The sequence below is a fragment of the uncultured Flavobacterium sp. genome (assembly GCF_937967675.1).
Taxonomy (GTDB): domain Bacteria; phylum Bacteroidota; class Bacteroidia; order Flavobacteriales; family Flavobacteriaceae; genus Flavobacterium.
This window is the reverse complement of the sequence record NZ_CALBSN010000084.1, coordinates 1-21,958: the sequence shown is the minus strand read 5'-3', so window position 1 is coordinate 21,958 and position 21,958 is coordinate 1. Positions and strand designations below refer to the sequence as shown.

Annotated in this window: 22 protein-coding genes and 1 tRNA gene; 17 read left to right on the top strand and 6 right to left on the bottom strand. The window is 31.6% G+C overall.

Annotated elements, in window-relative coordinates:
• Positions 1–53: 53 nt before the first annotated feature.
• Positions 54–521 carry a ribosome assembly cofactor RimP gene (rimP, locus tag Q0075_RS06080; RefSeq protein WP_297868731.1) on the bottom strand — a complete coding sequence of 156 codons (468 nt, stop codon included), beginning with the start codon at positions 519–521 and terminating at the stop codon, positions 54–56.
• Between the two features lie 167 nt (positions 522–688).
• Between rimP and Q0075_RS06075 the strand changes: the two genes are divergently transcribed.
• Positions 689–1,513 (top strand): universal stress protein, encoded by an 825-nt coding sequence (locus tag Q0075_RS06075; RefSeq protein WP_297868730.1) that lies wholly within the window; start codon positions 689–691, stop codon positions 1,511–1,513.
• Between the two features lie 117 nt (positions 1,514–1,630).
• Here Q0075_RS06075 and Q0075_RS06070 read toward each other — a convergent pair.
• Positions 1,631–1,701: transfer RNA gene (locus tag Q0075_RS06070), tRNA-Gln, on the bottom strand.
• A 156-nt stretch (positions 1,702–1,857) separates the two neighbouring features.
• Between Q0075_RS06070 and Q0075_RS06065 the strand changes: the two genes are divergently transcribed.
• Together Q0075_RS06065 and Q0075_RS06060 are read left to right on the top strand one after the other, a co-directional pair.
• Positions 1,858–5,058 (top strand): DUF2723 domain-containing protein, encoded by a 3,201-nt coding sequence (locus Q0075_RS06065; RefSeq protein ID WP_297868729.1) that lies wholly within the window; start codon positions 1,858–1,860, stop codon positions 5,056–5,058.
• Positions 5,059–5,132: 74 nt separating this feature from the next.
• Positions 5,133–5,771: a polysaccharide deacetylase family protein gene (locus tag Q0075_RS06060; RefSeq protein ID WP_297868728.1), complete on the top strand. Its 639-nt coding sequence runs from the start codon at positions 5,133–5,135 to the stop codon at positions 5,769–5,771.
• Here the strand turns inward: Q0075_RS06060 and Q0075_RS06055 are convergent.
• Both Q0075_RS06055 and Q0075_RS06050 read right to left on the bottom strand, forming a co-directional pair.
• The gene (locus Q0075_RS06055) at positions 5,768–6,064 is read right to left on the bottom strand and encodes a thioredoxin family protein (RefSeq protein WP_026724375.1); all 297 of its coding nucleotides are present in this window, start codon (positions 6,062–6,064) and stop codon (positions 5,768–5,770) included. The genes Q0075_RS06060 and Q0075_RS06055 overlap by 4 nt on opposite strands.
• A 75-nt stretch (positions 6,065–6,139) precedes the next feature.
• Positions 6,140–7,366: a metallophosphoesterase gene (locus Q0075_RS06050; protein ID WP_297868727.1), complete on the bottom strand. Its 1,227-nt coding sequence runs from the start codon at positions 7,364–7,366 to the stop codon at positions 6,140–6,142.
• A gap of 124 nt (positions 7,367–7,490) precedes the next feature.
• Between Q0075_RS06050 and polA the strand changes: the two genes are divergently transcribed.
• The 6 genes from polA (at position 7,491) to Q0075_RS06020 (ending at position 14,325) form a co-directional block, all read left to right on the top strand.
• Positions 7,491–10,358 (top strand): DNA polymerase I, encoded by a 2,868-nt coding sequence (gene polA, locus Q0075_RS06045; RefSeq protein WP_297868726.1) that lies wholly within the window; start codon positions 7,491–7,493, stop codon positions 10,356–10,358.
• Between the two features lie 451 nt (positions 10,359–10,809).
• Complete coding sequence (locus tag Q0075_RS06040; RefSeq protein WP_297868725.1) at positions 10,810–11,232, top strand: DUF1493 family protein; 423 nt, start codon at positions 10,810–10,812, stop codon at positions 11,230–11,232.
• Positions 11,233–11,302: 70 nt separating this feature from the next.
• Positions 11,303–11,557 (top strand): autorepressor SdpR family transcription factor, encoded by a 255-nt coding sequence (locus Q0075_RS06035; protein ID WP_111566189.1) that lies wholly within the window; start codon positions 11,303–11,305, stop codon positions 11,555–11,557.
• A gap of 3 nt (positions 11,558–11,560) precedes the next feature.
• Entirely contained in the window at positions 11,561–12,202 is a 642-nt protein-coding gene (locus tag Q0075_RS06030; protein ID WP_297868724.1) for an SdpI family protein, read from the top strand.
• Between the two features lie 42 nt (positions 12,203–12,244).
• On the top strand, positions 12,245–13,612 hold the full coding sequence (locus Q0075_RS06025; RefSeq protein ID WP_297868723.1) for a serine hydrolase domain-containing protein: 1,368 nt from the start codon (positions 12,245–12,247) through the stop codon (positions 13,610–13,612).
• 2 nt (positions 13,613–13,614) lie between these two features.
• On the top strand, positions 13,615–14,325 hold the full coding sequence (locus tag Q0075_RS06020; protein WP_297868722.1) for a nicotinamide mononucleotide transporter family protein: 711 nt from the start codon (positions 13,615–13,617) through the stop codon (positions 14,323–14,325).
• Here Q0075_RS06020 and Q0075_RS06015 read toward each other — a convergent pair.
• Positions 14,320–15,342 (bottom strand): LacI family DNA-binding transcriptional regulator, encoded by a 1,023-nt coding sequence (locus tag Q0075_RS06015; protein ID WP_297868721.1) that lies wholly within the window; start codon positions 15,340–15,342, stop codon positions 14,320–14,322. The two genes, Q0075_RS06020 and Q0075_RS06015, sit on opposite strands and share 6 nt — an antisense overlap.
• A gap of 197 nt (positions 15,343–15,539) precedes the next feature.
• On the opposite strand from Q0075_RS06015, the gene rplM reads away from it, so the two are divergent.
• From rplM to tsf, 4 genes are all read left to right on the top strand, one after another.
• Positions 15,540–15,995, top strand: coding sequence for a 50S ribosomal protein L13 (rplM, locus tag Q0075_RS06010; RefSeq protein ID WP_297868720.1), 456 nt, complete (start codon positions 15,540–15,542; stop codon positions 15,993–15,995).
• The gene (gene rpsI, locus Q0075_RS06005; protein ID WP_008256015.1) at positions 15,995–16,381 is read left to right on the top strand and encodes a 30S ribosomal protein S9; all 387 of its coding nucleotides are present in this window, start codon (positions 15,995–15,997) and stop codon (positions 16,379–16,381) included. The genes rplM and rpsI overlap by 1 nt, the downstream gene beginning before the upstream one ends.
• Positions 16,382–16,556: 175 nt before the next feature.
• Positions 16,557–17,318, top strand: a complete 762-nt coding sequence (rpsB, locus tag Q0075_RS06000; RefSeq protein WP_008256012.1) for a 30S ribosomal protein S2 — start codon at positions 16,557–16,559, stop codon at positions 17,316–17,318.
• A gap of 136 nt (positions 17,319–17,454) precedes the next feature.
• The gene (gene tsf, locus Q0075_RS05995) at positions 17,455–18,276 is read left to right on the top strand and encodes a translation elongation factor Ts (RefSeq protein WP_297868719.1); all 822 of its coding nucleotides are present in this window, start codon (positions 17,455–17,457) and stop codon (positions 18,274–18,276) included.
• 58 nt (positions 18,277–18,334) lie between these two features.
• Here tsf and Q0075_RS05990 read toward each other — a convergent pair whose 3' ends face one another.
• Positions 18,335–19,543 (bottom strand): hypothetical protein, encoded by a 1,209-nt coding sequence (locus tag Q0075_RS05990; protein WP_297868718.1) that lies wholly within the window; start codon positions 19,541–19,543, stop codon positions 18,335–18,337.
• A gap of 131 nt (positions 19,544–19,674) precedes the next feature.
• On the opposite strand from Q0075_RS05990, the gene Q0075_RS05985 reads away from it, so the two are divergent.
• The 4 genes from Q0075_RS05985 (at position 19,675) to Q0075_RS05970 (ending at position 21,851) form a co-directional block, all read left to right on the top strand.
• Positions 19,675–20,226, top strand: coding sequence for a hypothetical protein (locus Q0075_RS05985; RefSeq protein WP_297868717.1), 552 nt, complete (start codon positions 19,675–19,677; stop codon positions 20,224–20,226).
• A gap of 30 nt (positions 20,227–20,256) precedes the next feature.
• On the top strand, positions 20,257–20,781 hold the full coding sequence (locus Q0075_RS05980) for a hypothetical protein (protein WP_297868716.1): 525 nt from the start codon (positions 20,257–20,259) through the stop codon (positions 20,779–20,781).
• On the top strand, positions 20,778–21,212 hold the full coding sequence (locus Q0075_RS05975) for a hypothetical protein (protein ID WP_297868715.1): 435 nt from the start codon (positions 20,778–20,780) through the stop codon (positions 21,210–21,212). Before Q0075_RS05980 ends, Q0075_RS05975 begins: the two co-directional genes overlap by 4 nt.
• 195 nt (positions 21,213–21,407) lie before the next feature.
• Entirely contained in the window at positions 21,408–21,851 is a 444-nt protein-coding gene (locus tag Q0075_RS05970) for a hypothetical protein (protein WP_297868714.1), read from the top strand.
• Positions 21,852–21,958 lie beyond the last annotated feature (107 nt).

Below are 21,958 nucleotides of genomic sequence, written 5' to 3'. Positions count from 1 at the left end.
TAAATTCTGAAAACGATTCGATTAATGCAATATTTTCCATGTCAACTCTTTATTTAAAATGATATTATAACAATTGCTTCTTTTATATTCTCGTAAGGAAGTTCCAACTTTTTTTCAACCGTTTCTTTTCCTTTACCAATCTTTTTAGGCTCACGTGCCTGCCATTCTAAAGTTATTTTTTCATCATCTGCCGAAGTTAATTTTGCTTCTACTTCTTCCGATGCTGTTGTTTTAACTTTTATTGTTCTTCCGATATTTTTTTTAAACTGTCTTACTAATTTTAGCGGACTGGAAACGCCAGCTGAAGCTACTTCTAAAGAAAAATTTAACTCTTCACGGTCTAAATTATTCTCAATCGCTCTACTTACATCGATACAATCTTGTAAATTTACACCAAAATCTCCATCCAAAACAACACTAATTTTATTAGCTTCATTAATTGATAAATCAATCAAAAAAAGATGCTCACGCTCTGCTAATACTACTTCTAACAATTCCTGAACTTTATTTCTAAATGTCATATTTTTTATAAAAAGAGGCACGCTTTGCGTGCCTCATAATCCTTTGTCCTTTAATAACGTTGCAAATATACAAATTTTTTTGAATTAAAAAAAAGATTGTGCGTTTCGATATTTTTTGTACTTTTATGGTGTAATTATTTACACCTTAATTAACCTAAAACAAACTTATGAAACGAATTTTAGTTCCAACAGATTTTTCAAAACACGCAGAATACGCATTAAAAGTTGCCGCACAAATAGCAAAAAAAAATGACGGTGAAATATTTTTAATTCACATGCTTGAACTTCCTTCTTCTGGAAATGATAGCCTTTCAAGCTCTCATGAAATTCCTGAATTAATGTTTTTCAAAAACGCCGTTATTTCAAAATTAGACAATTTAATGAATGCTGATTATTTAAACGGTATTAAAATCACTAAGATTGTTCAATTCGAGATGGCTTTTGATGGAATTATAAAAAACGGAAAAGCTCATGATGTTGATTTAATAGTAATGGGATCTCATGGATCAAATGGATTCCAAGAAATGTTTATTGGTTCAAACACCGAAAAAGTAGTTAGAAATTCTGAAGCTCCCGTATTAGTTATCAAACGCGAAGAAGATGACTTTAAAGCTGAAAAATTTGTTTTTGCTTCTGATTTTTCTGAAGAGATAAAAAAACCTTTTGAAAAAGTTGTTGCTTTTTCTAATAAATTTGGTTCACACTTACACTTAGTTAATGTGAATACTCCAAACAATTTTAAATCTACTAAAGTAGCTCAAAAACAAATGGATGAATTTGTAGCCGAGTTTAAAATAGAAAATTATTCTACTCATATATATAATGATATCAATGTAGAAAAAGGAATTTTACATTTTGCTAAAAGCATCGATGCTGACATTATCGGTATGAGCACACACGGAAGAAAAGGTTTATCGCATTTCTTTAATGGTAGTATTAGTGAAGATTTGGTAAATCATGCTAAAAGACCGGTAATTACCTTCAAAATCTAATTTTATTATTTTTACCTCAAAAAAAGACCGCTAAAAAGCGGTCTTTTTTTTATAAACAACTTAAAATCAGACAATGTAAAAATAAAAAAACTCCGCTTAAAAATAAGCGGAGTTTTGTTGGCCCACAAGGACTCGAACCTTGAATGACGGTACCAAAAACCGGAGTGTTACCATTACACCATGGGCCAATACCTAACAACCTTTTCGATTGCGAGTGCAAATGTAAGACATATTTTTTATTCTACAAATTTTTCTAAAAAAAATATTAAAAAAAATATTAAAACGAAATCGTAAACAAAAAAATAGTTTCTTTGTAAGAGAATATAGAAAATTAAAATACAAATATGAATTCATTCAACTTTAAAAAGTGGAACACCATATTAGGTTGGGCTACTTTTATGATAGCATTAATTACTTATTCATTAACAGTAGAACCAACTTTGAGTTTTTGGGATTGCGGTGAATACATTGCAACATCAGCCAACTTGGAAGTAGGTCATCCTCCTGGAGCTCCATTGTTTCAAATGTTAGGGGCGTTTTTTGCTATGTTTGCCTTGAGTGCTGATAAAATAGCTCTGATGGTAAACTATCTTTCTGTATTTTCAAGTGCATTTACCATACTTTTTATGTTTTGGTCATTAACCATATTATTAAAAAAACTAATTGTTGGAGAAAAAGAACTTTCAACTAATAATGCGGTTATGATTTTAGGAAGTGCTGTCATTGCAAGTTTATCATTTACTTTCACAGATAGTTTCTGGTATAATGCAGTAGAAGCAGAAGTATATGCAATGGCTACATTTCTAATTGCTTTATTATTTTGGCTTGGATTGCGTTGGGAACAAGAATTTGAAACACCTCGCGGAAATAAATGGTTATTAATCATTTCATTGGTAATTGGATTATCTTTTGGAGTTCACTTTATGGCTCTATTGACTTTTCCCGCAATCGGATTTCTTTATTTCTTTAAAAAATATAAAACCGTTACTGTTAAAAGCTTCTTAATTGCTAATGTTGTCATTATTGTTATTTTACTTTTTATTTTTAAACTTTTGCTACCCTATACGTTGGCTTTTTTTGGTAAGACCGAAATTTTTATGGTAAATAGCCTAGGAATGCCTTTCAATTCAGGAACCATTTTTGCCTTTATTCTAATTATTGCCGCTTTTTACTTTGGATTAAATTATACTAAGAAAAAAGGGCACGTTTTTTATAACACTTTAATATTATCAACACTTTTTATTTTGATTGGTTTTTCGACTTGGATGATGTTACCTATCCGCGCTAACGCTAATACACCAATTAATGAAAACAAACCGTCTGATGCTGCAGAAGTTTTAGCGTATTACAATCGCGAACAATATGGAGAACAAAAATTATTTTACGGACCTCAATTTTCCGATACTTATTCTGGCTTAGACCCTGTAACACCTTATTTAGACGACAAACCTAACTATGAGCGCGATTATAAAACTGGCAAATATGTAATTACAAACGATTACAAAAACGCAAAGCAAAATACTGATGATGCACACAAAGCTTTTCTTCCAAGAATGTGGAGTAATGAGCACAGAGAAAATTATATGATTTTTACCGAGCCTCTTGAATTTAGGATAAATCCTGAATATGCTCACGAAGATGAATTGGTTCAAATTGTAACAGAATTCCGTAAAGCATATGAAGCAGGTGAAGTTGATGAAGCAGATTATGACAAATTCTTGAAAGGTTATGGCGAATATCTAATTGTAGACAAACCAACCTTCATTAACAACATGAAGTTCATGATTCAATATCAATTTGGATACATGTATGTTAGATATTTACTTTGGAATTTTGTTGGAAGACAAAGTGATGTTCAAGGGAAATATGATAACACTAATGGAAATTGGTTAAGTGGTATCAACTTTATCGACGAGATATTTATTGGAACCCAAAAAAACCTTCCATCTGATATGCAAAATAACAAAGGAAGAAATACCTATTTCTTTTTACCTTTTATTTTAGCTATAATCGGAATGGTTTTCCATGCAAAAAAAGACATTAAGAGTTTCTATGTTTTACTTGTCTTATTCTTATTTACAGGTTTAGCTTTAAAGGTTTACTTAAACGAAAGACCTTTTGAACCAAGGGAACGTGATTATGCACTAGTAGGTTCATTTTATGTTTTTGCTATGTGGATTGCTTATGGTGTTTATGCTATTTTTGATACTTTAAAAAAATACATTCAGCCGAAAGCTGCAATTCCAGTAGTTTTAGGTTTGAGTTTAGTTGCTTCTCCTGTATTATTGGCTGCTGAAAACTGGGATGACCATGATCGTTCCAATAAAGACACAGCTTACACTATGGCTAAAGCTTATTTAGATTCTTGTGAACCAAATGCCATTTTATTTACCATTGGAGATAATGATACTTTCCCACTTTGGTACATGCAAGAAATTGAAGGTTATAGAACCGATGTTCGAATTGTAAATACTAGTTTATTTATGACGGATTGGTACATTGACCAAATGAAAATGAAAACACACAATTCAGAACCTATTCCGAGTTCATTTAACCGTGAACAATACAAAGGAAGTCATAGAGATTATAGCTTGTATGTAGAAAGAACGAAAGATCCTTTGTTATTAGACGATATGCTTAAATTCATTGCTTTGGAAGATGAAAGAGCAAAAATCACATTAAATAATGGTCGTAAAATCAATTATTTCCCATCGAAAAAGGTAATTTACCCTATAGATAAAGCCGCTGTAATTAAAAACAAAGTAGTTTCGGAGAAATTTTATGATTCTATTGTTCCTGCTATCGAATTTGAGATTAAAGATGATGCTTTATACAAAAATCGCTTAATGATGTTGGATATCGTAAACCAAAACAACTGGAAACGTCCTATTTATTTCACAGGAGGAAGTTTTGGAGAAGACGATTATCTTTGGATGAAAGATTATCTTCAGTTAGACGGAATGTGCTTTAAATTAGTTCCGGTTAAAACCCCTGCTGAGTCACCAAGCCCTATGAAAATGGGACAAATTGATTCAGAAAAAATGTTTAATATAGTAATGAAATGGGATTGGGGTAATAGCGGAAAACCAATCATTTATCACGATCCAGAAACACGCAAAAACAGCATTTCATATCGTACTAATTTAGCACGACTAATGGAAACTTTAATCAATGAAGGCAAATTAGATAAAGCTGAAAAAGTGATTGACTTAGCAATGGAAAAAATGCCAATTCAATATTTTGAATACTATTCATTATTAGAACCATTTGCTGCTGGATATTATGAAGTGGGTAAAAAAGACAAAGCAAGAGCCATACTTACCGAAGTTATTAAGAAATATCAAGAAAACTTGAAATTTTATAGCGGCTGGAAACCAAGCGAGCAAAACTTCAGCGCAATGGATATTGTTACAGATATTGAACAATACAGAGGTATTCTTCAGGTAGCTCAAACAGCTGAAGACTTGGAATTTTATAATAAAGAAAAAGTGAAATTCAATAATTTCAACAAAACATTTCAACGTTTTGGAAGAAAAATGGAATAACTAATTTATAAATACAAAATGTTCCAAATGAAAGAAATTTCACTTGGAACATTTTTTTATGCTAATTTTACGACATGAACTTGAATTGTGTTAAGACAAATAAATGGATTAAAAAGATTTTTAACAATCTGGTTTGGGATGTACCAAATTCAGAAAACAAAATCTTTTTAACCTTTGATGACGGGCCAATTCCTGAAGTAACCGAATGGGTTTTAGATATTTTAAAATCGGAAGGGATTAAAGCCACTTTCTTTTGTATTGGCGATAACATCAAAAAACATCCAAATGTTTATAAAAGAATACTTGCTGAAGGTCACCAAACAGGCAATCACACTTTTAATCATTTAAATGGTTGGAAAACCGAAAACCGTCATTATATCGAAAATTTCAAGTTGTGTGAAACTGAACACTCAAAACTGAACACTGAACACTCTTTTCTATTTCGTCCTCCATACGGAAAAATCAAACCAAGTCAATCAAAAGCAGTTCGTAATTTAGGCTACAAAATAATTATGTGGGATGTTTTGAGTTATGATTTCGATTCAAATATTTCAACCGAAAAATGTTTAGAGAATGTAATTTCAAATACTGAACAAGGAAGCATTATCGTATTTCACGATAGCTTAAAAGCAGAAAAAAATCTGAAATATGCATTGCCTAAAGCAATACAAATTTTAAAAGATAAGGGGTTTGTTTTCGATGTAATTTCCTAGGCTTGTTCTTGCACTAATGAAATTAAAGTGTTTGCATCAAGTTCGCCGCTTTGTCTCCATACCATTTGACCTTCTTTGTAAATCATTAAAGTAGGTAATCCTTTAATACGAAGTGCTTCGGCTAATTCCTGATTTTTATCCACATCAATTTTAATTACACGCGCTTTATCTCCTAAAGCAGCCGCAACATGACGAATTACTTCGTTCATAGCCACAGAAGGTTCATTCCACTCCGTAAAGAAATCGATTAGTACAGGTACTTGAGCATCGATAAGTTCTCCAAATTTTGACATAAATTGCAATTTATTAGTATCAAAAATATTAATTTTCACACGAAAATAATATACAAATGTAGCATTTTTACTGAATTACGCTACTTTTTCTCCTTTTTTTAGTTCAATTACCGTTATTTCAGGCATAATTCCTACTCTACCAGGATAAGCATGAAAGCCAAAACCACGATTTACATAAATATATCTTCCAGCATTTTCATACAATCCAGCCCATTGTTTGTAAACATATTGAACCGGACTCCATTTTACCCAACCCGGAATTTCAATTCCAAATTGCAATCCATGCGTATGTCCTGAAAGCGTTAAATGATAATGATTTTCGTCGTGCTGAATTTTCTCGTCCCAATGACTTGGATCGTGACTCATTACAATTTTAAAATCTTCTTTCTTTAAACCTTTTGAAGCCAAATTTAAATCACCACGTTCTCCGAATTTTCTTCCCCAGTTTTCAACACCTACGATTGCTAATTCTTGATTGTCTTTTTTGATTTTCACATGTTCATTCAACAATAATTTGAAATCAATTTTATCATGAATGGCTTTTATTCCTTCAAAATTAACTTGTTTTTCAGTTTGAGATTTCCAATCTATATATTCCCCATAATCGTGGTTTCCTAAAATAGAAAACTTCCCAAATTTTGGATTATGAATTCCTTTAAAAGTATCAATCCATGGATCCATTTCGGTAGCATGAGTATTCACAATATCACCTGTAAACAAAACCATATCTGAATTTTGTTCATTAATTAAGTTTATTGCATATTGGATTTTCTCTGCATCATCAAAACTTCCACTGTGAACATCCGAAATATGGGTTATTGTGGTTCCATCAAAAGCTTCTGGTAAATCAGGGAAAAATAATGTTTGCTTGATTACTTTAAAATTGTATTTACCAAAAGTAATACCATATAAAAAAGAAGTAAACGGAATGGCAGCAATTCCTAAAGCTATTTGGCTGACAAACTTTCTTCTTTCGGGTAAAAAACCTTCGGAATTACTATTAACTAAAGAAAATAACCCCACAAAAACACGAATAATATCTTCTCCAAATAATATGATAGTCAATAATAATTTTGGTACGTATAGTAGCAACAACAAACCCATGGTCATCATAGTTTTTGGAGTTTGTCCTACACTTCTATCAAAATAATATAATTGATATATAATATAAGCTAACGCAATTGCAGATGTTACATAATAGAAAACAAAAAACCACTTCGATTTTATCAAAGTTTTAAATGCCTGAAACGCATAGATTTCCAGAACAATAACAAATACTAAAAAAACAATCCAACGAATCATTAGCTCTTTTTTTTTGCAAAGTAAGTAACAAGTTGTACAAATTGATGCAGCATTAAATGAATTTTAACAAAGTTTTTTTAACCAAAGAATTGTACTTTTACATTTTAAATGAAATTTCTGAACAATGTCACAAAAACGTCTTTTCCTTCTTGATGCTTACGCACTTATTTTTCGTGGGTATTATGCTTTTATAAAAAATCCTCGTATCAATTCAAAAGGAATGGATACTTCGGCCATTATGGGATTCATGAATTCTTTAATGGATGTTATTAAACGCGAAAAACCAGATCATTTAGCCGTAGCTTTTGATAAAGGCGGAAGCGATTATCGTTTTGAAATGTATCAAGAATACAAAGCACATCGTGATGAAACTCCAGAAGCGATTAAAATTGCCGTTCCTTACATTCAAGAATTATTACGCGCTATGCACATTCCCATTATCGAAAAAGCGGGTTTTGAAGCTGATGATTTGATTGGAACATTGGCTAAGCAAGCAGAAAAAGAAGGTTTCCAAGTTTTCATGGTAACGCCAGATAAGGATTTTGCCCAATTGGTTTCGGAAAATATTTTCATGTACAAACCTGCCCGAATGGGGAATGATATCGAAATCTGGGGAATTCCTGAAGTCTTAGCAAAATTTGAAATCGAACGCCCTGATCAAGTAATTGATTTTTTAGGAATGATGGGCGATTCTGCCGATAATATTCCGGGATTACCGGGTGTGGGAGAAAAAACAGCGAAGAAATTCTTAGCCGAATATGGCACACTAGAAAATTTATTGGCGAACACGCATCAACTAAAAGGTGCAATGAAAGATAAAATCGAAGCAAATAAAGAGTTAGGAATATTATCCAAAAAATTAGCTACTATCCTACTCGATTGTCCGGTGACTTTTGATGCGGATGATTTTGAATTATCAAAACCTGATGTAGAGAAAACAGATGCTTTGTTTCAGGAATTAGAATTCCGCCAAATGAAAGCGCAGTTTGATAAATTATTTGGTTCTGGGAAAGAATACGATGAAATTGATAGTAACGGAAATACTTCAGATACTCCACAACCAACAAAAAAAGCTCCAGCAAAAAAATCAAACGAAGACCAATTTGATTTGTTTGGTTTTAGTGATGAAACGGATGAACCAACTGCAAATCATTCGTATTATGCAACTTTAGAAAACACAACGCATTTCTATCAAATAATTCAAGGCGATTTACCAGTAAAGTTGTTATTACAGAATTTATTAAATCAAACTTCGGTTTGTTTTGATACAGAAACTACTGGAATTGACGCTTTGAATGCTGAATTAGTAGGAATCTCGTTCTCTTTCGAAAAAGGAAAAGGATTTTATGTTCCGTTTCCCGAAAATCAGGAAGAATCTCAAACGTTAATTGAAAAATTCCGACCATTCTTCGAAAATGAAAACATCGAAAAAATTGGTCAGAACATGAAATACGACTTGAAAATTCTTTCGAATTACAACATTCAAGTCAAAGGAAAATTATTCGACACCATGATTGCGCATTATTTGATTAATCCTGATATGCGTCATAATATGGATGTTTTGTCGGAAACTTATTTGAAATATTCGCCAAAATCAATCGAAACGTTGATTGGTAAAAAAGGAAAAAATCAATTATCAATGCGCGATGTTCCTTTGGAAGACATCAAAGAATATGCAACTGAAGATGCCGATATTACTTTCCAATTAAAAGAGCATTTCCAACCAATTTTAGAAAAAGTAGGTACGAAAAAACTGTTTGATGAAATCGAAATTCCGCTGGTTCCAGTTTTAGCTGATATGGAAAAAGAAGGAATTCGTTTGGATGTGGAATTCCTAAAAAGCATGTCGGTTGATATGCAAAAAGAAATCGATGCGTTTGAACAACAAATCTATGAAACCGCGGGTGAGAAATTCAATTTGGCTTCTCCAAAACAGTTGGGCGATATTTTATTCGACAAACTAAAAATTGGTGGAGCGAAACAAAAGAAAACTAAAACTGGTCAATACGCGACTGGTGAAGAAGTATTGAGTTATTTGGCAAACGAACATCAAATTGTACGCGATATTTTAGAATGGCGTCAAATGGTGAAATTACAAAGTACCTACATTGATGCGTTACCAAATCAAGTTGATAAAAAAACAGGTCGAGTGCATACGGATTATATGCAAACGGTTGCCGCTACAGGTCGTTTGAGTTCGAACAATCCAAACTTACAAAACATTCCAATTCGTACCGAAAGAGGAAGACAAATTAGGAAAGCCTTCATTGCGCGTGATGAAAATTACACGCTACTTTCTGCCGATTATTCTCAAATTGAATTGCGTATTATTGCTGCATTATGTGGTGAAGAAAACATGATTAAAGCGTTTCAAAATCACGAAGACATTCACAAAAGTACGGCTGCAAAAGTGTTCAATGTGCCTTTAGATGAAGTGACAAAAGAGCAAAGAAGTCACGCTAAAACCGTAAACTTCGGAATTATCTATGGCGTTTCTGCTTTTGGATTGAGCAACCAAACCAACTTATCTCGAAAAGAAAGTGCAGAATTAATTGAAGCGTATTACAAAACATATCCAAGATTAAAATCGTTCATTCAAGAGCAAGTAGATTTTGCTAGAGAATACGGTTATGTAGAAACCATTTCTGGAAGAAGACGTTATTTAAAAGACATCAACTCAGCCAATGCGATTGTTCGTGGTGGGGCAGAACGAAATGCTGTAAATGCGCCAATTCAAGGTTCGGCTGCGGATATCATTAAAATTGCGATGATTAACATTCACAAAAAGTTATCGGAAAGAGATGCCAATGGCATGACATGGAAATCAAAAATGCTATTGCAAGTTCATGACGAATTAGTATTTGACGTGCACAACTCCGAATTAGAAAAAATTCAACCGATGATCAAACACGAAATGGAAAATGCTTTCAAAATGGCAGTGCCGTTAGATGTGGAAATTGGATTGGGTAAAAATTGGTTGGAAGCGCATTAGGAAAGTGCTCAGTGGACAGTAGCAGTTGGTAGTTGGTAGTTGGATTAGTTTTGTCATTTCGACGAAGGAGAAATCTCATAATATAAAATTAGATGAAGTATTTAGTGTTTTTTATAAAATTCATAGTTATATCTTTTGTTCTCTTTTACATTCTTAAGTTGATTGAAATTAACTTTTTTATAGGAAAAGAAGGATTTAACAAGACCGTAGGTTGGGCTTTTGATTTAACAGATTTTATAATTCCATTTTTGCTCTTTTATATTTCTTCTTACATAGCTTTAATAGTTTTAAAAACGAAAGTAAATTTATATTTATCTATAGGAAGTTTGGCACTAATCATTTGTACCAAATTTTTCATTTTCCAAAATATGCTTTTTATAATTCTGTTTTTGAGTAGCTTTTTAATGTTTTTATCAAATGTTATTTATTCCATTTATTTGAAATTTAAAAAATGATTACTGAAAAAGAAATAATCGATTTCATAGAAACAGAATATTGGAAATCCAATCTTCAGTCAGATTCTGATATTTTTGAAACAGTAAGAATTAGCGGCGATGATTGTTATGAATTGATAGAAAAATTCTCCAAAAAATACAATGTTGATATTTCAAATTTCTTATGGTATTTTCATCACGAAGAAGAAGGAAGTTGGAATAGTATTGGATGGCACTTTTATAAGACACCTGACAAACTTGTTGAAAGAATTCCAATCACACCAAAAATGCTTGCTCAGTTTGCTGAAACAAAAAAATGGGAAATCAATTATCCTTATCACCAACTTCCTGAAAAAAGAAAAGACATCCTTTTCAATCAAATCGTTTTAATTATTACAGCTATCCTGGCAATAATTGGATTCTTAATTAACATCATTTAATTAATTTCTAATCCAATCTCTTTGTTATTTCAAATAATATTTAGATATTTGTCTAAATATACAAACAAGTATGAACGCAATTTTCAAAGCCTTAAACGACGAAACCAGAAGAGATATTCTGGAATTGCTACGTAAACAGGAGATGACAGCTGGTGATATTGCGGACCAATTTCATATTTCAAAACCCAGTATTTCGCATCATTTGGATATTTTAAAACGTGCCGATTTAGTCACGAGCGAGAAAAAAGGGCAATTTGTAGTTTATTCATTGAACACTACAATTGTTGACGACATTTTAAAATGGATTATTACCCTAAAAAAATAAAATATGGAGAAGTTTAAAAAAGAAATTCCGTTTATTGCAATTGCCTTATTGCCTTTTGCTTACTTGGCTTACATTTGGAATGAATTGCCAAAAGAAGTTCCAATGCATTGGAATGGCGCTGGTGAAATTGATCGCTATGGCGATAAAAAAGAACTTCTTGTGACTTTATTTATGCTAGTTGGAATAACCTATTTTGTTTTTCTTATTATTCCTTCTATTGACCCAAAACAAAAACTACAAAATATGGGCAACAAACTAAATAATCTACGAATGATTCTAACCTTATTTATGTCGGGTTTAGCGGTTTTTATTTTATATAGCGTTCAACAAAAAACAAGTAATCCAGGATTTGTGTTTGCTATTATTGGCTTGCTTTTTGCTTTCTTAGGTAATTATTTCAAAACCATAAAACCGAATTATTTCATAGGTATCAAAACACCTTGGACATTAGAAAACGAAGAGGTTTGGAAAAAAACGCATTTACTAGGCGGGAAATTATGGTTTATAGGCGGAATTTTAATGGCGCTAACTTTTGTGTTACCAAATAAAATTCAATTCTATACTTTTATGGGAATTGCTGCCGTTATTACCATTGTTCCTATTGTTTATTCGTATTTGGAATTCAAAAAAATCAAAAATCAGTAACAAAATACTATCTTAACTACTAATTAAAAAAACAGAAACACCATGAAAAAATTACTTCTTTTTGTATTTGCTTTTTCGAGTTTCACTTTTGCCCAAGATAAATTTACTCGAATGGATAGTTTGTTGAACTATTTATACGAAAACAACAAATTCATGGGTTCGTTAACCATTCGCGAAGGGGAAAATGTGGTTTTTAATAAAGCGTATGGTTTTGCTGATGTTGAAAAAAATATCAAAGCCGATCGCTTAACACGATACAAAATAGGTTCTATTTCTAAAACTTTCACCGCTGTAATGGTGATGCAATTGATTGAAGAGAAAAAACTAACCTTGCAAACCAAATTAAATCGTTTTTATCCAAAAATTAAAAATGCTGAAAAGATTTCGATTTATGACTTATTGCACCATAGAACCGGAATAGTAGATTTAGTAAATCAGGATACTACTTTTCATAAAGTAATAGATAAAAAACATTCGAAAGAAGACATTTTAAAAGTAATTACAGCTTATAAATCGAATTTTGAACCTGGAAGCAAATACGAATACAGCAATTCTAACTTTTATATTTTAGGCTGTATTATCGAAAAGTTGACTAAAAAATCATACGCAGAAAATCTTCAAAATAGAATCGTAAAAAAGGCAGAATTAGGCACTTACGAAAACAAAACCGAAATGACGCACAAAGGTGCTGTAACTAAAAAAGTATTTATTCCTACAACATATTTTAGTGAAGAAGCTACAAATACAGAAGGAAAAGAAAGTTATTCCTATTATTTTGATGGCACGAATTGGGTAAAATCACCAGAAAATCATAATTCTATTGCGTTTGCTTCTGGCGGAATTACTTCAACTACTGCCGATTTAACAAAGTTCATTAATGCCCTTTTTGAAGGGAAATTAGTCAATTCAACATCCTTAGACCAAATGAAAGAAATCAAAGAAGGTTACGGAAAAGCGCTAATTCAATTTCCTTTTGGAGAGAGACGTTTTTATGGTCATGGCGGAAGAATTGAGAATTTCAGTTCGATGTTAGGTTATTATCCAACTGAAAAATTGAGTTTTTCTATAATATCCAATGGCGATAATTTTGTGCAAAACGATATCATCATAGGAATCCTAAGTATTTATCACAAAATGCCATTCCCGTTCCCACAATTCATGAAAATGGATAAAGGTGAATTAGCAAAATTTACTGGAACTTATGCTTCAAAAGAAATTCCTTTAAAAATTACCGTTTCAGAAAAGAATGGCGAATTATTCGCTCAAGCTACAGGACAAGGCGCCTTTCCACTAACATTTAGAGAAGAAAAGACTTTTGTTTTTGCAGCAGCTGGAATTGAAATGATATTTGGAGACAACTCCTTTATATTAAATCAGGGCGGAACGAAATTCAACTTCACAAAAGAATAAAGATGCTGAACACCATCGCTACCATCAAAAGTATTACCAATAGTAAATATCTCGATATCATTGGAGTGGTTTTAGTGGTAAGCGTTTCAGTGTATTTGCAATATTATAAAACCACGTACGATTTTAGTTTTGATGGAAAGAATTACTCGTTTTACTTAGGGTATTTTTCCATTCTAAACACTTGCTTGTCGATGATAGCCACTCGGCTAGTCACCAAGAAAAACAATATTGGGAATTTAATCAGCACTTGCAATACGTTGTTAAGCGGAAGTATCGATTATCTTTTAGGAAATATAGGTGCGATTTTAACCTATCCGATTTCATTTTTTGGAAATTATTTTGCCTTCCGAATTTGGAAAAAGAAACAATATTTGAATGCAATTGATGTTATCTTTTTTCGAAATATGGCAATTGGTTTACTGCTTTCGTTTGTATTGAATTACATTGCTTTTACCACTTTCTCTGACAAAGCGATTGATTGGAAATTATTTTTTGCCATCGCTATTCCTGCTGGAATTAGTTTTGGAGGCACCTTTAATATAGGAAGAATGTATCCCGACAATTGGATTAACTGGCAAGTATATAATTTATTCAAAATCATACAAAATGTAATGCTAATGAACATTGCCAACACCGCAAAATATGTGTTTTATATGTTCAATGCGATTTTAGGATATATTACTTGGCGGGATGATAAAGCAAAACAACTATAACTTCCTAGTAGATTCTCTCTGACGCAATTCTGTTTTAATCACAACAGTTTGCGGTTGATAAAACTCGTCTTTAGAATTCAATTTATGAATTAATAATTCGGCCGCTTTGGCTCCAATTTCGGGTGCGTGTTGGCTTACCGTGGATAAACTCGGCGTTAATCTTCTTGACCAAACGCCATCGGCAAAACCAATAATATTCAATTCCTCTGGAATTTTGATGCCTTTTTTAAGTGCAAACTTCATTGCCATGGTTGATGCATGCTCATCTAAAGCAAAAACAGCATCAACTTTTTTAGTATTAAACAACTCAATTAATTTGTTATCAAATAATTCTATATCATTCTCAATAACAATTAATTCATTATTCAACGACAAATTTGAAGCTTCCATTGCCTTTTTAAAACCACCTACACGAAGTTTTCCTACGCTTAGATTATCTATAGTAGAAACTAATGCTATGTTTTTACTTCCCAATTTAAGTAAATGCTGAGTGGCTTCAAAAGAAGATTCAAAATCATCTACTATAACTTTATCACAATTCACAGTTTCTGCCACTCGATCAAACATCACAATTGGTGTACCACTATTAATAATATCTTTAAAATGTTGGTGTTCTTTTAAAGCTTGGGTTTCTTCTGCTACCGCAACAATAAAACCATCAATTGTTCCATTGTTAAGCATATCCATTACTTGTTTTTCTTTTTCAAAAGATTCATTAGAAATTCCTGTAATTACATTGTAACCTTTTGACAAAGCTTCCTTCTCAATTCCACTAAATACTTTAGCAAAAAAAGGATTTAGAATATTTGGAATAATAACACCTATAGTATTAGTACGTTGATTTTTTAAATTTTTAGCAATACTATTTGGCTTGTAATTTTGCAATTTAGCATACTCTTGGATTTTAATCTTGGTAGCTTCACTTATTTCAGGACTATCACTTAGTGCTTTAGATACAGTCGAAATAGAGACTTCAAACTCTTTTGCAATTTGTTTTAAGGTGGCTTTTGCTTTCATAAATAAAAGATAAGAGGTAAAAATAGTGTATTTCTTGAATTAAAAAAAACAACTCCACTCGAATTTTACATAATGGTATGGACTTTAATAAATTAGAAAAAATAATATTTTCCATAAGGGGTTTGCAATTCTAATAAATAATTGTACTTTTGCACTCCCTTTATTGGGAATGGAATGTTTAATTTAAATTAATTATTGTGAACACATTAAGCTACAAAACAGTATCAGCCAACAAAGCAACTGCAGATAAGCAGTGGATTGTTGTGGACGCTGAAGGGCATAACTTAGGTCGTTTATCTACAAAAGTAGCAATGCTTTTAAGAGGTAAATACAAGCCAAGTTATACACCGCACGTTGATTGTGGAGATAACGTAATTGTTATCAACGCAGAAAAAATCAACCTTACTGGTAACAAGTTAGATGACAAAACGTACATCAGACACACAGGTTACCCAGGAGGTCAAAGAACTTTAACTGCTAAAGTAATGCAACAAAAAAACCCTGCATTATTAGTAGAAAAAGCTATCAAAGGAATGTTACCTAAAAATAAATTAGGTGCTGAATTATTCCGTAATTTAAATGTATATGTAGGTTCTGAGCACAAACATGGAGCTCAAACACCTAAAACCGTTAACCTAAACGATCTTAAGTAATGGGAGTTATTCACAAAATCGGTAGAAGAAAATGCGCTGTTGCACGTGTTTATGTTTCAGAAGGAACAGGAAAAATCACTGTAAACAAAAGAGAATTCACTAACTACTTCCCAACTGCAACTTTACAGTACAAAGTTATGCAACCAATGTCTATGACAGAAAATGCATCTAACTTTGACGTTAAAGTAAACGTATATGGTGGTGGTTCAACAGGACAAGCAGAAGCTGTGAGAATGGCTATTGCAAGAGCAATGTGTGAAGTTGAGGCTGAAAACAGAGCTATCCTTAAACCAGAAGGATTATTAACAAGAGATCCTAGAATGGTAGAACGTAAAAAATTCGGTCAGAAAAAAGCACGTAAGAGATTCCAATTCTCTAAACGTTAATATTCGATATTTATCAGAATATATTTTCAGATTTATTTTTACAATTAAAATTGAATTAAAAACAAAGTTGTCGATATTCCTTGTAAAAAGGGAATTAGTTTAGCATCTAAATTTTCAAGACCAACGCAAGTGACTACTTGAAAATTGCTAATCACGGAACGTAAACTATTACACAATGGCAAACAAAATTGACGTTAAAGAGTTATTAGAAGCAGGTGTACATTTCGGACACATGACTCGTAAATGGGATCCAAACATGGCTCCTTACATTTATATGGAGCGTAATGGTATTCATATCATTAACTTATATAAAACTGCAGCTAAAATTGAAGAAGCTAATGAAGCTTTGAAAAAAATTGCTGCATCTGGTAGAAAAGTATTATTCGTTGCTACCAAAAAACAAGCAAAAGATATCGTTGCTGAGAAAGCAGCTGCATGTAACATGCCTTACATCACTGAAAGATGGCCTGGTGGTATGTTAACTAACTTCGTAACTATCCGTAAAGCTGTTAAAAAAATGGCTTCTATTGATAGAATGAAGAAAGACGGTACTTTCATGACTTTATCTAAAAAAGAAAGATTACAAGTAGATCGTTTACGTGCTAAATTAGAGAAAAACTTAGGTTCTATTGCTGACATGTCTAGACTTCCAGCAGCTCTTTTTGTAGTAGACGTTAAAGCTGAGCATATTGCAATTAAAGAAGCACAAAAATTAAACATTCCAGTTTTCGCAATGGTAGATACGAACTCGGATCCACGTCCAATTGATTTCGTTATTCCTGCTAATGATGATGCTTCTAAATCTATTGATAAAGTTTTATCTTTAGTATCTGCTGCTTTAATCGAAGGTCTTTCTGATAGAAAAGTTGAAAAAGACGAATTACCAGCTAAAGAAGTAGAAGCTACTGAAGCTCCTGCTACTGAAACTGAAGCATAAATCAATTAATTCCAAGAATTAAATTCCAAATTCCAAACTTGTTCTAACTTTTAGTTAGCAATTTAGTAAAATTGGAATTTGGGATTTAGTAATTGGAATTTTTACTTTTATAAACAACAAATAAAAAAAATACAAAATGGCAAATATTACTGCTGCAGACGTAAATAAATTAAGAACTATCACTGGTGCTGGAATGATGGATTGTAAAAAAGCATTAGTGGAGGCTGAAGGAGATTTCGATTTAGCTATCGAAAACTTAAGAAAAAAAGGTCAAAAAGTAGCTGCTAACCGTTCAGACAGAGAATCTACTGAAGGAGCTGCTGTTGCTGTTATCAATGCTGACAACACTGCTGGAGTTGCAATCACTTTAAACTGTGAAACTGACTTCGTAGGTAAAAACGAATCTTTCGTTAAATTAGCAAATGATTTAGCTAACCAAGCTTTAAACTATGCTACTAAAGAAGAATTATTAGCTTCTGATTTCAACGGAATCACTGTTGCTGAGAAATTAATCGAGCAAACTGGAGTAATTGGAGAAAAAATCGAAATCGGTGCTTTCGAAAGATTAGAAGGTGCTTATGTTGGTTCTTACATTCACGCTGGTAAAATCGCTACATTAGTGGCATTATCTGCAAATGTTGCTGGTGCTGACGAAGCTGCTAAAAACGTTGCAATGCAAGCTGCCGCTATGAACCCAATTGCTTTAAACGAAGCTGGTGTTGATGCTGCAATCATTGAAAAAGAAATTGAAATTGCTAAAGAACAATTAAGAGCTGAAGGAAAACCAGAAGCAATGTTAGACAACATTTCTAAAGGAAAAATCCAACGTTTTTACAAAGATAACACTTTAGTAAACCAAGATTTCATCAAAGACAGTTCTATGAGTGTTGCTGCTTATATTAAATCAGTAGACGCTAACTTAACTGTATCTGGATTTAGTAGAGTTGCTTTAGGATAATCTTATTCTAAACTCATAAATAAAAATCCTTAATTCTTCAACAAGAACTAAGGATTTTTTATTTTAACTTTTGAATCCATTTTTCATAAAAGTCAAAATTTACAATATCATAGCCAAAAGTATTAGAATTAAATAAATCGAAATACTCTTTTGATTGTTGATACTCTTGTTTTAAATGATAATGAATGGCAAGGGTTAGTAAAAGTAAATTATGTCTTCCTTTTTGAAAAAAATCTTTAACGGGTGGGAATTCTTTTAAAGTAATCTTTTCTAGAAATGAAATTGTCGCTAATTCATCATAATAAGTCCATAATAATCGACTAGCAATGACTGCAAAATCGGCTTTGTCAAAAGGACAACTTAAAGAATTGTAGTAGGTAACAATTGATTGTTTATCTTTATTTAAAACTAAATTCCAAACACCTAATCTAGCTTTCAATATAGGGTGTACTTCTAATTGATCTAGCTTACTTTGATTTAAAGCAAGATTGAAATGGGTTTTTGCTTTATCAACCTCATTATTATTAAACGCTTTTTGGCACAAGAGCAAATTCTTAAATAATAATAAATCAGGTAGCGTATTTTCTTCGATGGCATCAAACCATTTTCCCAAAAAAGAATCCAAATACTTTTCATCTACATAGGCTTGAAGTAGACATTTTTGCAATAAAATTGAGGTTCTAATAGTTGATGTTACAAATGCTATTACAGCTTCATTGCTTTTTACAGCTTGAAAATAAAACGACTGAAACCCTATCACTAAATGCTCATATACCTTTTGGTTTTCAACATCAAAAGGCAAATGAACTAATTGTTTGAGCAATTCAAAGTCATTATTTTCAATAGCTAATGATACAATATTTTGCAATTGATAGCCTCCCAACCAAGTTGTTAATGGAAATTTTTTTGCCGTTTCTAAAATTAAATTTTGACTATTAGGCAATTGACAAGAATAGATTTGAATATTCTGATTGATTATGTTGGTATCAAAATTAGCAACATGATGCTTAAAAAACTCCCAATTTTTAAACCCGACCGCAACAGCCAATGCATTGAGTACAAATCGTGATTGAGCATTGGAGTTCTTCACCAAATCAAAAAGACGTCTGAAGGTAGAATAACTTATCTTAATACCTTTTTCTTTCAAGATTGCATCGCTTAACATTTGGCAGTCAAAGGCATCATTAATAACTACATCATACGTTTCTTGTAGATACTCTTTTATCCATTGTTGCTCATTTTGAGTAATATTAATCGCAGCAGGCATGATACTTTTTTTACCAAAGATAATACATACTTCTTATTTGAACTTATTTGAACTTATTTGAACTTATAAGGATAATTTTTTGATTGTTTTAACATTTAAATTTGAGTTATAAATTTTTAAAAATTAACATCATGAAAAAAACAATTGTTTTTTTATTTCTTACTATTGGAAATATCCAATTCCTATTTGCACAAGAAAGCAATTACTGTGGAATAAGTATTAGAGCGAATGTATTTACTAAATCTTATAGTTGCAAACATTGTGATTATAAAGAAGAATATACCATAGATACTCCAAACTCATTTAACAAGTATGATTTAGAAAAATTAGGTATTTGCGATTTGGTTGATAATCCTAAAGCAGATGTGACTATGAAAGCAAGATGTTCATTTAATTCAATATTTATGTTATCGTCTATCTATCGTTTTTTTTCTTATATATCTATTTCTGATTTTATGGGTAAAAAATGTTTTGGAGCATCTAATCCAGAAAATTTTCATGCAATATTGATAACTCGAAATGCTGAAAAGGAAATAACATTAAATTTTAGTGAAGCTGATATTAAAGAGCTTATTAATTTAAACAAAAAGTATAGTGATATTACTTTTCCGGAAACTTTCGGCCAAATTATGGCAAGATCTATTAACGATAGTTTGGGTATATTAAAAGATTCATGTAATTAATTATTAAAATTTAAAAAATGAATAAAGAAAATGTATAAATTAATTTTACTTGTTTTATTTTCTATTAACTCCTTAGCTCAAAATAAAGTTAGTTTAAATGTGACTAAATACGGATTAAGCCTAACTAATACTAATAATGAAAATGGAATACAATTAACAATTCCAGAGCATTCTACATTTTACTGCTTTGGAGAAAAAGTTATTCTGGGAATAGTTGAACTTGACAATAAAGAAACATTCGAAGTTAAAAAAAAGTTGCTGTATCTAAAATTTAGAAATGTGCTAGAAAACTCATTCAAATTAAAAGGTAAAAGTGCTGCTGATACTTTTCTTTATTATGAAATTCACGATGAACCTGAATTAAAAAGCTTTAGAGTAATTTATTTTTATTATGATAGTTATTTAATTAATTCTGGTCTTAATTGGTGGTCGTCTATTTCTGATGGATTTCATAATATCGTAATAACAAGTGAAGCTATAGTAATTTACAATTTCACAATACAAGTTAAGAATGGGGAATTAGAAAATAAATTTAAAGTAAAAACTAAGATATGAAGATATGGTGGATAGTTGTAGGTATTTGGATTTTGTATTTAATATTTAATTCAGCCTCGCCTTCAGAAGTTGTTGTGATAACTCATGAGGCATTTATGAATAAATTCAAAACCAAAAACGAGGTAATAAAAGAGTTTGGATTACCAGATTCTAAAAAAGAACTAAATGGCTATGAAGAGTGGTTATTTAAAAAAGATAAAGTTATTATAAGGAATAAATCTAAATCAGGCGGTTCACAAAATTTAACTTTAGGTGGTGGTGCCTTATTAAAAAACAAGTATCCAATTGGAGGTTTTAATACTAGTGGCAGTAATTTTGAAGATGAAAATGAAACAATTCGAGAAGAAAGAAGCTTCGTAAAATTTATTTTTGAAAATGACAAAGTGATAAAATGGGAAACCGTAGGACTAGATTTTACAAAAACATCATGACATTACTAATATTCATTATTTTCTTTTTTATTTTGGGTTTACTAATGAGAAATAAAGGAGATAATTTACTTGATACTTTGAGCAAAGGTGCTGAGCTTGGATGTATTATGATTTTAATTTTTTTAGCAATAAGTTTATATATTTTGCACCAACTAGTTTCGCAATGATTATTAACCTTTAATAATAAATTAAAACATGAAAAATCCACTTTTAATAATTATTGTAATAATTTGTGCTGTTTTAGGAATTAGCTTTTACGAGGCTGAAAGAAGAAAAGAATCTTTTGAAAACATCCCTGTAATAGAAGGAAAGGTGTTAGAGCCAAGTGATCTGTATAGAGAAGAAAAACAAAACGATTCAGAAGCTCTCTCTAATTCACAAGGAAATAACAATGATGAAAATAAATTAGACATTGGAGACTCAATAATGAAAAGAAAGCAAAATTATTCTGACCGCGAAAATGAAAAGGAATCAAATGATGAAGAAAGAAATTTGACTTGCCAATATTGTGGAGATAAATTTACTAATGGCGGGACAAACCATTGTGATCCTAATTGGAGTTCGAAGAAGGATAAAAACATGTCATCTATGTATGAAATGCGGGAAGCAATACTAGGTGGCAAAAAAAAAATACTGTAGCAGAAAATGTGCTTGCGAAGCTGGTGAGGATTAACAAAACTTATTAAAATATACCCGTAGTGCATTATTAAACTAGATTAATTTTTAAGTTGTTAATATTTCTGTTG

Coding starts and splice junctions, on each gene's coding strand:
- Q0075_RS06060 (WP_297868728.1), top strand. CDS start 5,133: ATGAACTTGAATTGTGTTAAGACAAATAAATGGATTAAAAAGATTTTT.
- Q0075_RS06055 (WP_026724375.1), bottom strand. CDS start 6,064: ATGTCAAAATTTGGAGAACTTATCGATGCTCAAGTACCTGTACTAATC.
- Q0075_RS06035 (WP_111566189.1), top strand. CDS start 11,303: ATGAACGCAATTTTCAAAGCCTTAAACGACGAAACCAGAAGAGATATT.
- Q0075_RS05975 (WP_297868715.1), top strand. CDS start 20,778: ATGAAGATATGGTGGATAGTTGTAGGTATTTGGATTTTGTATTTAATA.
- Q0075_RS05985 (WP_297868717.1), top strand. CDS start 19,675: ATGAAAAAAACAATTGTTTTTTTATTTCTTACTATTGGAAATATCCAA.
- Q0075_RS06015 (WP_297868721.1), bottom strand. CDS start 15,342: ATGAAAGCAAAAGCCACCTTAAAACAAATTGCAAAAGAGTTTGAAGTC.
- Q0075_RS06040 (WP_297868725.1), top strand. CDS start 10,810: ATGATTACTGAAAAAGAAATAATCGATTTCATAGAAACAGAATATTGG.
- tsf (WP_297868719.1), top strand. CDS start 17,455: ATGGCAAATATTACTGCTGCAGACGTAAATAAATTAAGAACTATCACT.
- Q0075_RS06030 (WP_297868724.1), top strand. CDS start 11,561: ATGGAGAAGTTTAAAAAAGAAATTCCGTTTATTGCAATTGCCTTATTG.
- rimP (WP_297868731.1), bottom strand. CDS start 521: ATGACATTTAGAAATAAAGTTCAGGAATTGTTAGAAGTAGTATTAGCA.
- Q0075_RS06025 (WP_297868723.1), top strand. CDS start 12,245: ATGAAAAAATTACTTCTTTTTGTATTTGCTTTTTCGAGTTTCACTTTT.
- Q0075_RS06050 (WP_297868727.1), bottom strand. CDS start 7,366: ATGATTCGTTGGATTGTTTTTTTAGTATTTGTTATTGTTCTGGAAATC.
- polA (WP_297868726.1), top strand. CDS start 7,491: ATGTCACAAAAACGTCTTTTCCTTCTTGATGCTTACGCACTTATTTTT.
- Q0075_RS05980 (WP_297868716.1), top strand. CDS start 20,257: ATGTATAAATTAATTTTACTTGTTTTATTTTCTATTAACTCCTTAGCT.
- Q0075_RS06075 (WP_297868730.1), top strand. CDS start 689: ATGAAACGAATTTTAGTTCCAACAGATTTTTCAAAACACGCAGAATAC.
- Q0075_RS06065 (WP_297868729.1), top strand. CDS start 1,858: ATGAATTCATTCAACTTTAAAAAGTGGAACACCATATTAGGTTGGGCT.
- rpsI (WP_008256015.1), top strand. CDS start 15,995: ATGGGAGTTATTCACAAAATCGGTAGAAGAAAATGCGCTGTTGCACGT.
- rpsB (WP_008256012.1), top strand. CDS start 16,557: ATGGCAAACAAAATTGACGTTAAAGAGTTATTAGAAGCAGGTGTACAT.
- Q0075_RS05990 (WP_297868718.1), bottom strand. CDS start 19,543: ATGCCTGCTGCGATTAATATTACTCAAAATGAGCAACAATGGATAAAA.
- Q0075_RS06020 (WP_297868722.1), top strand. CDS start 13,615: ATGCTGAACACCATCGCTACCATCAAAAGTATTACCAATAGTAAATAT.
- Q0075_RS05970 (WP_297868714.1), top strand. CDS start 21,408: ATGAAAAATCCACTTTTAATAATTATTGTAATAATTTGTGCTGTTTTA.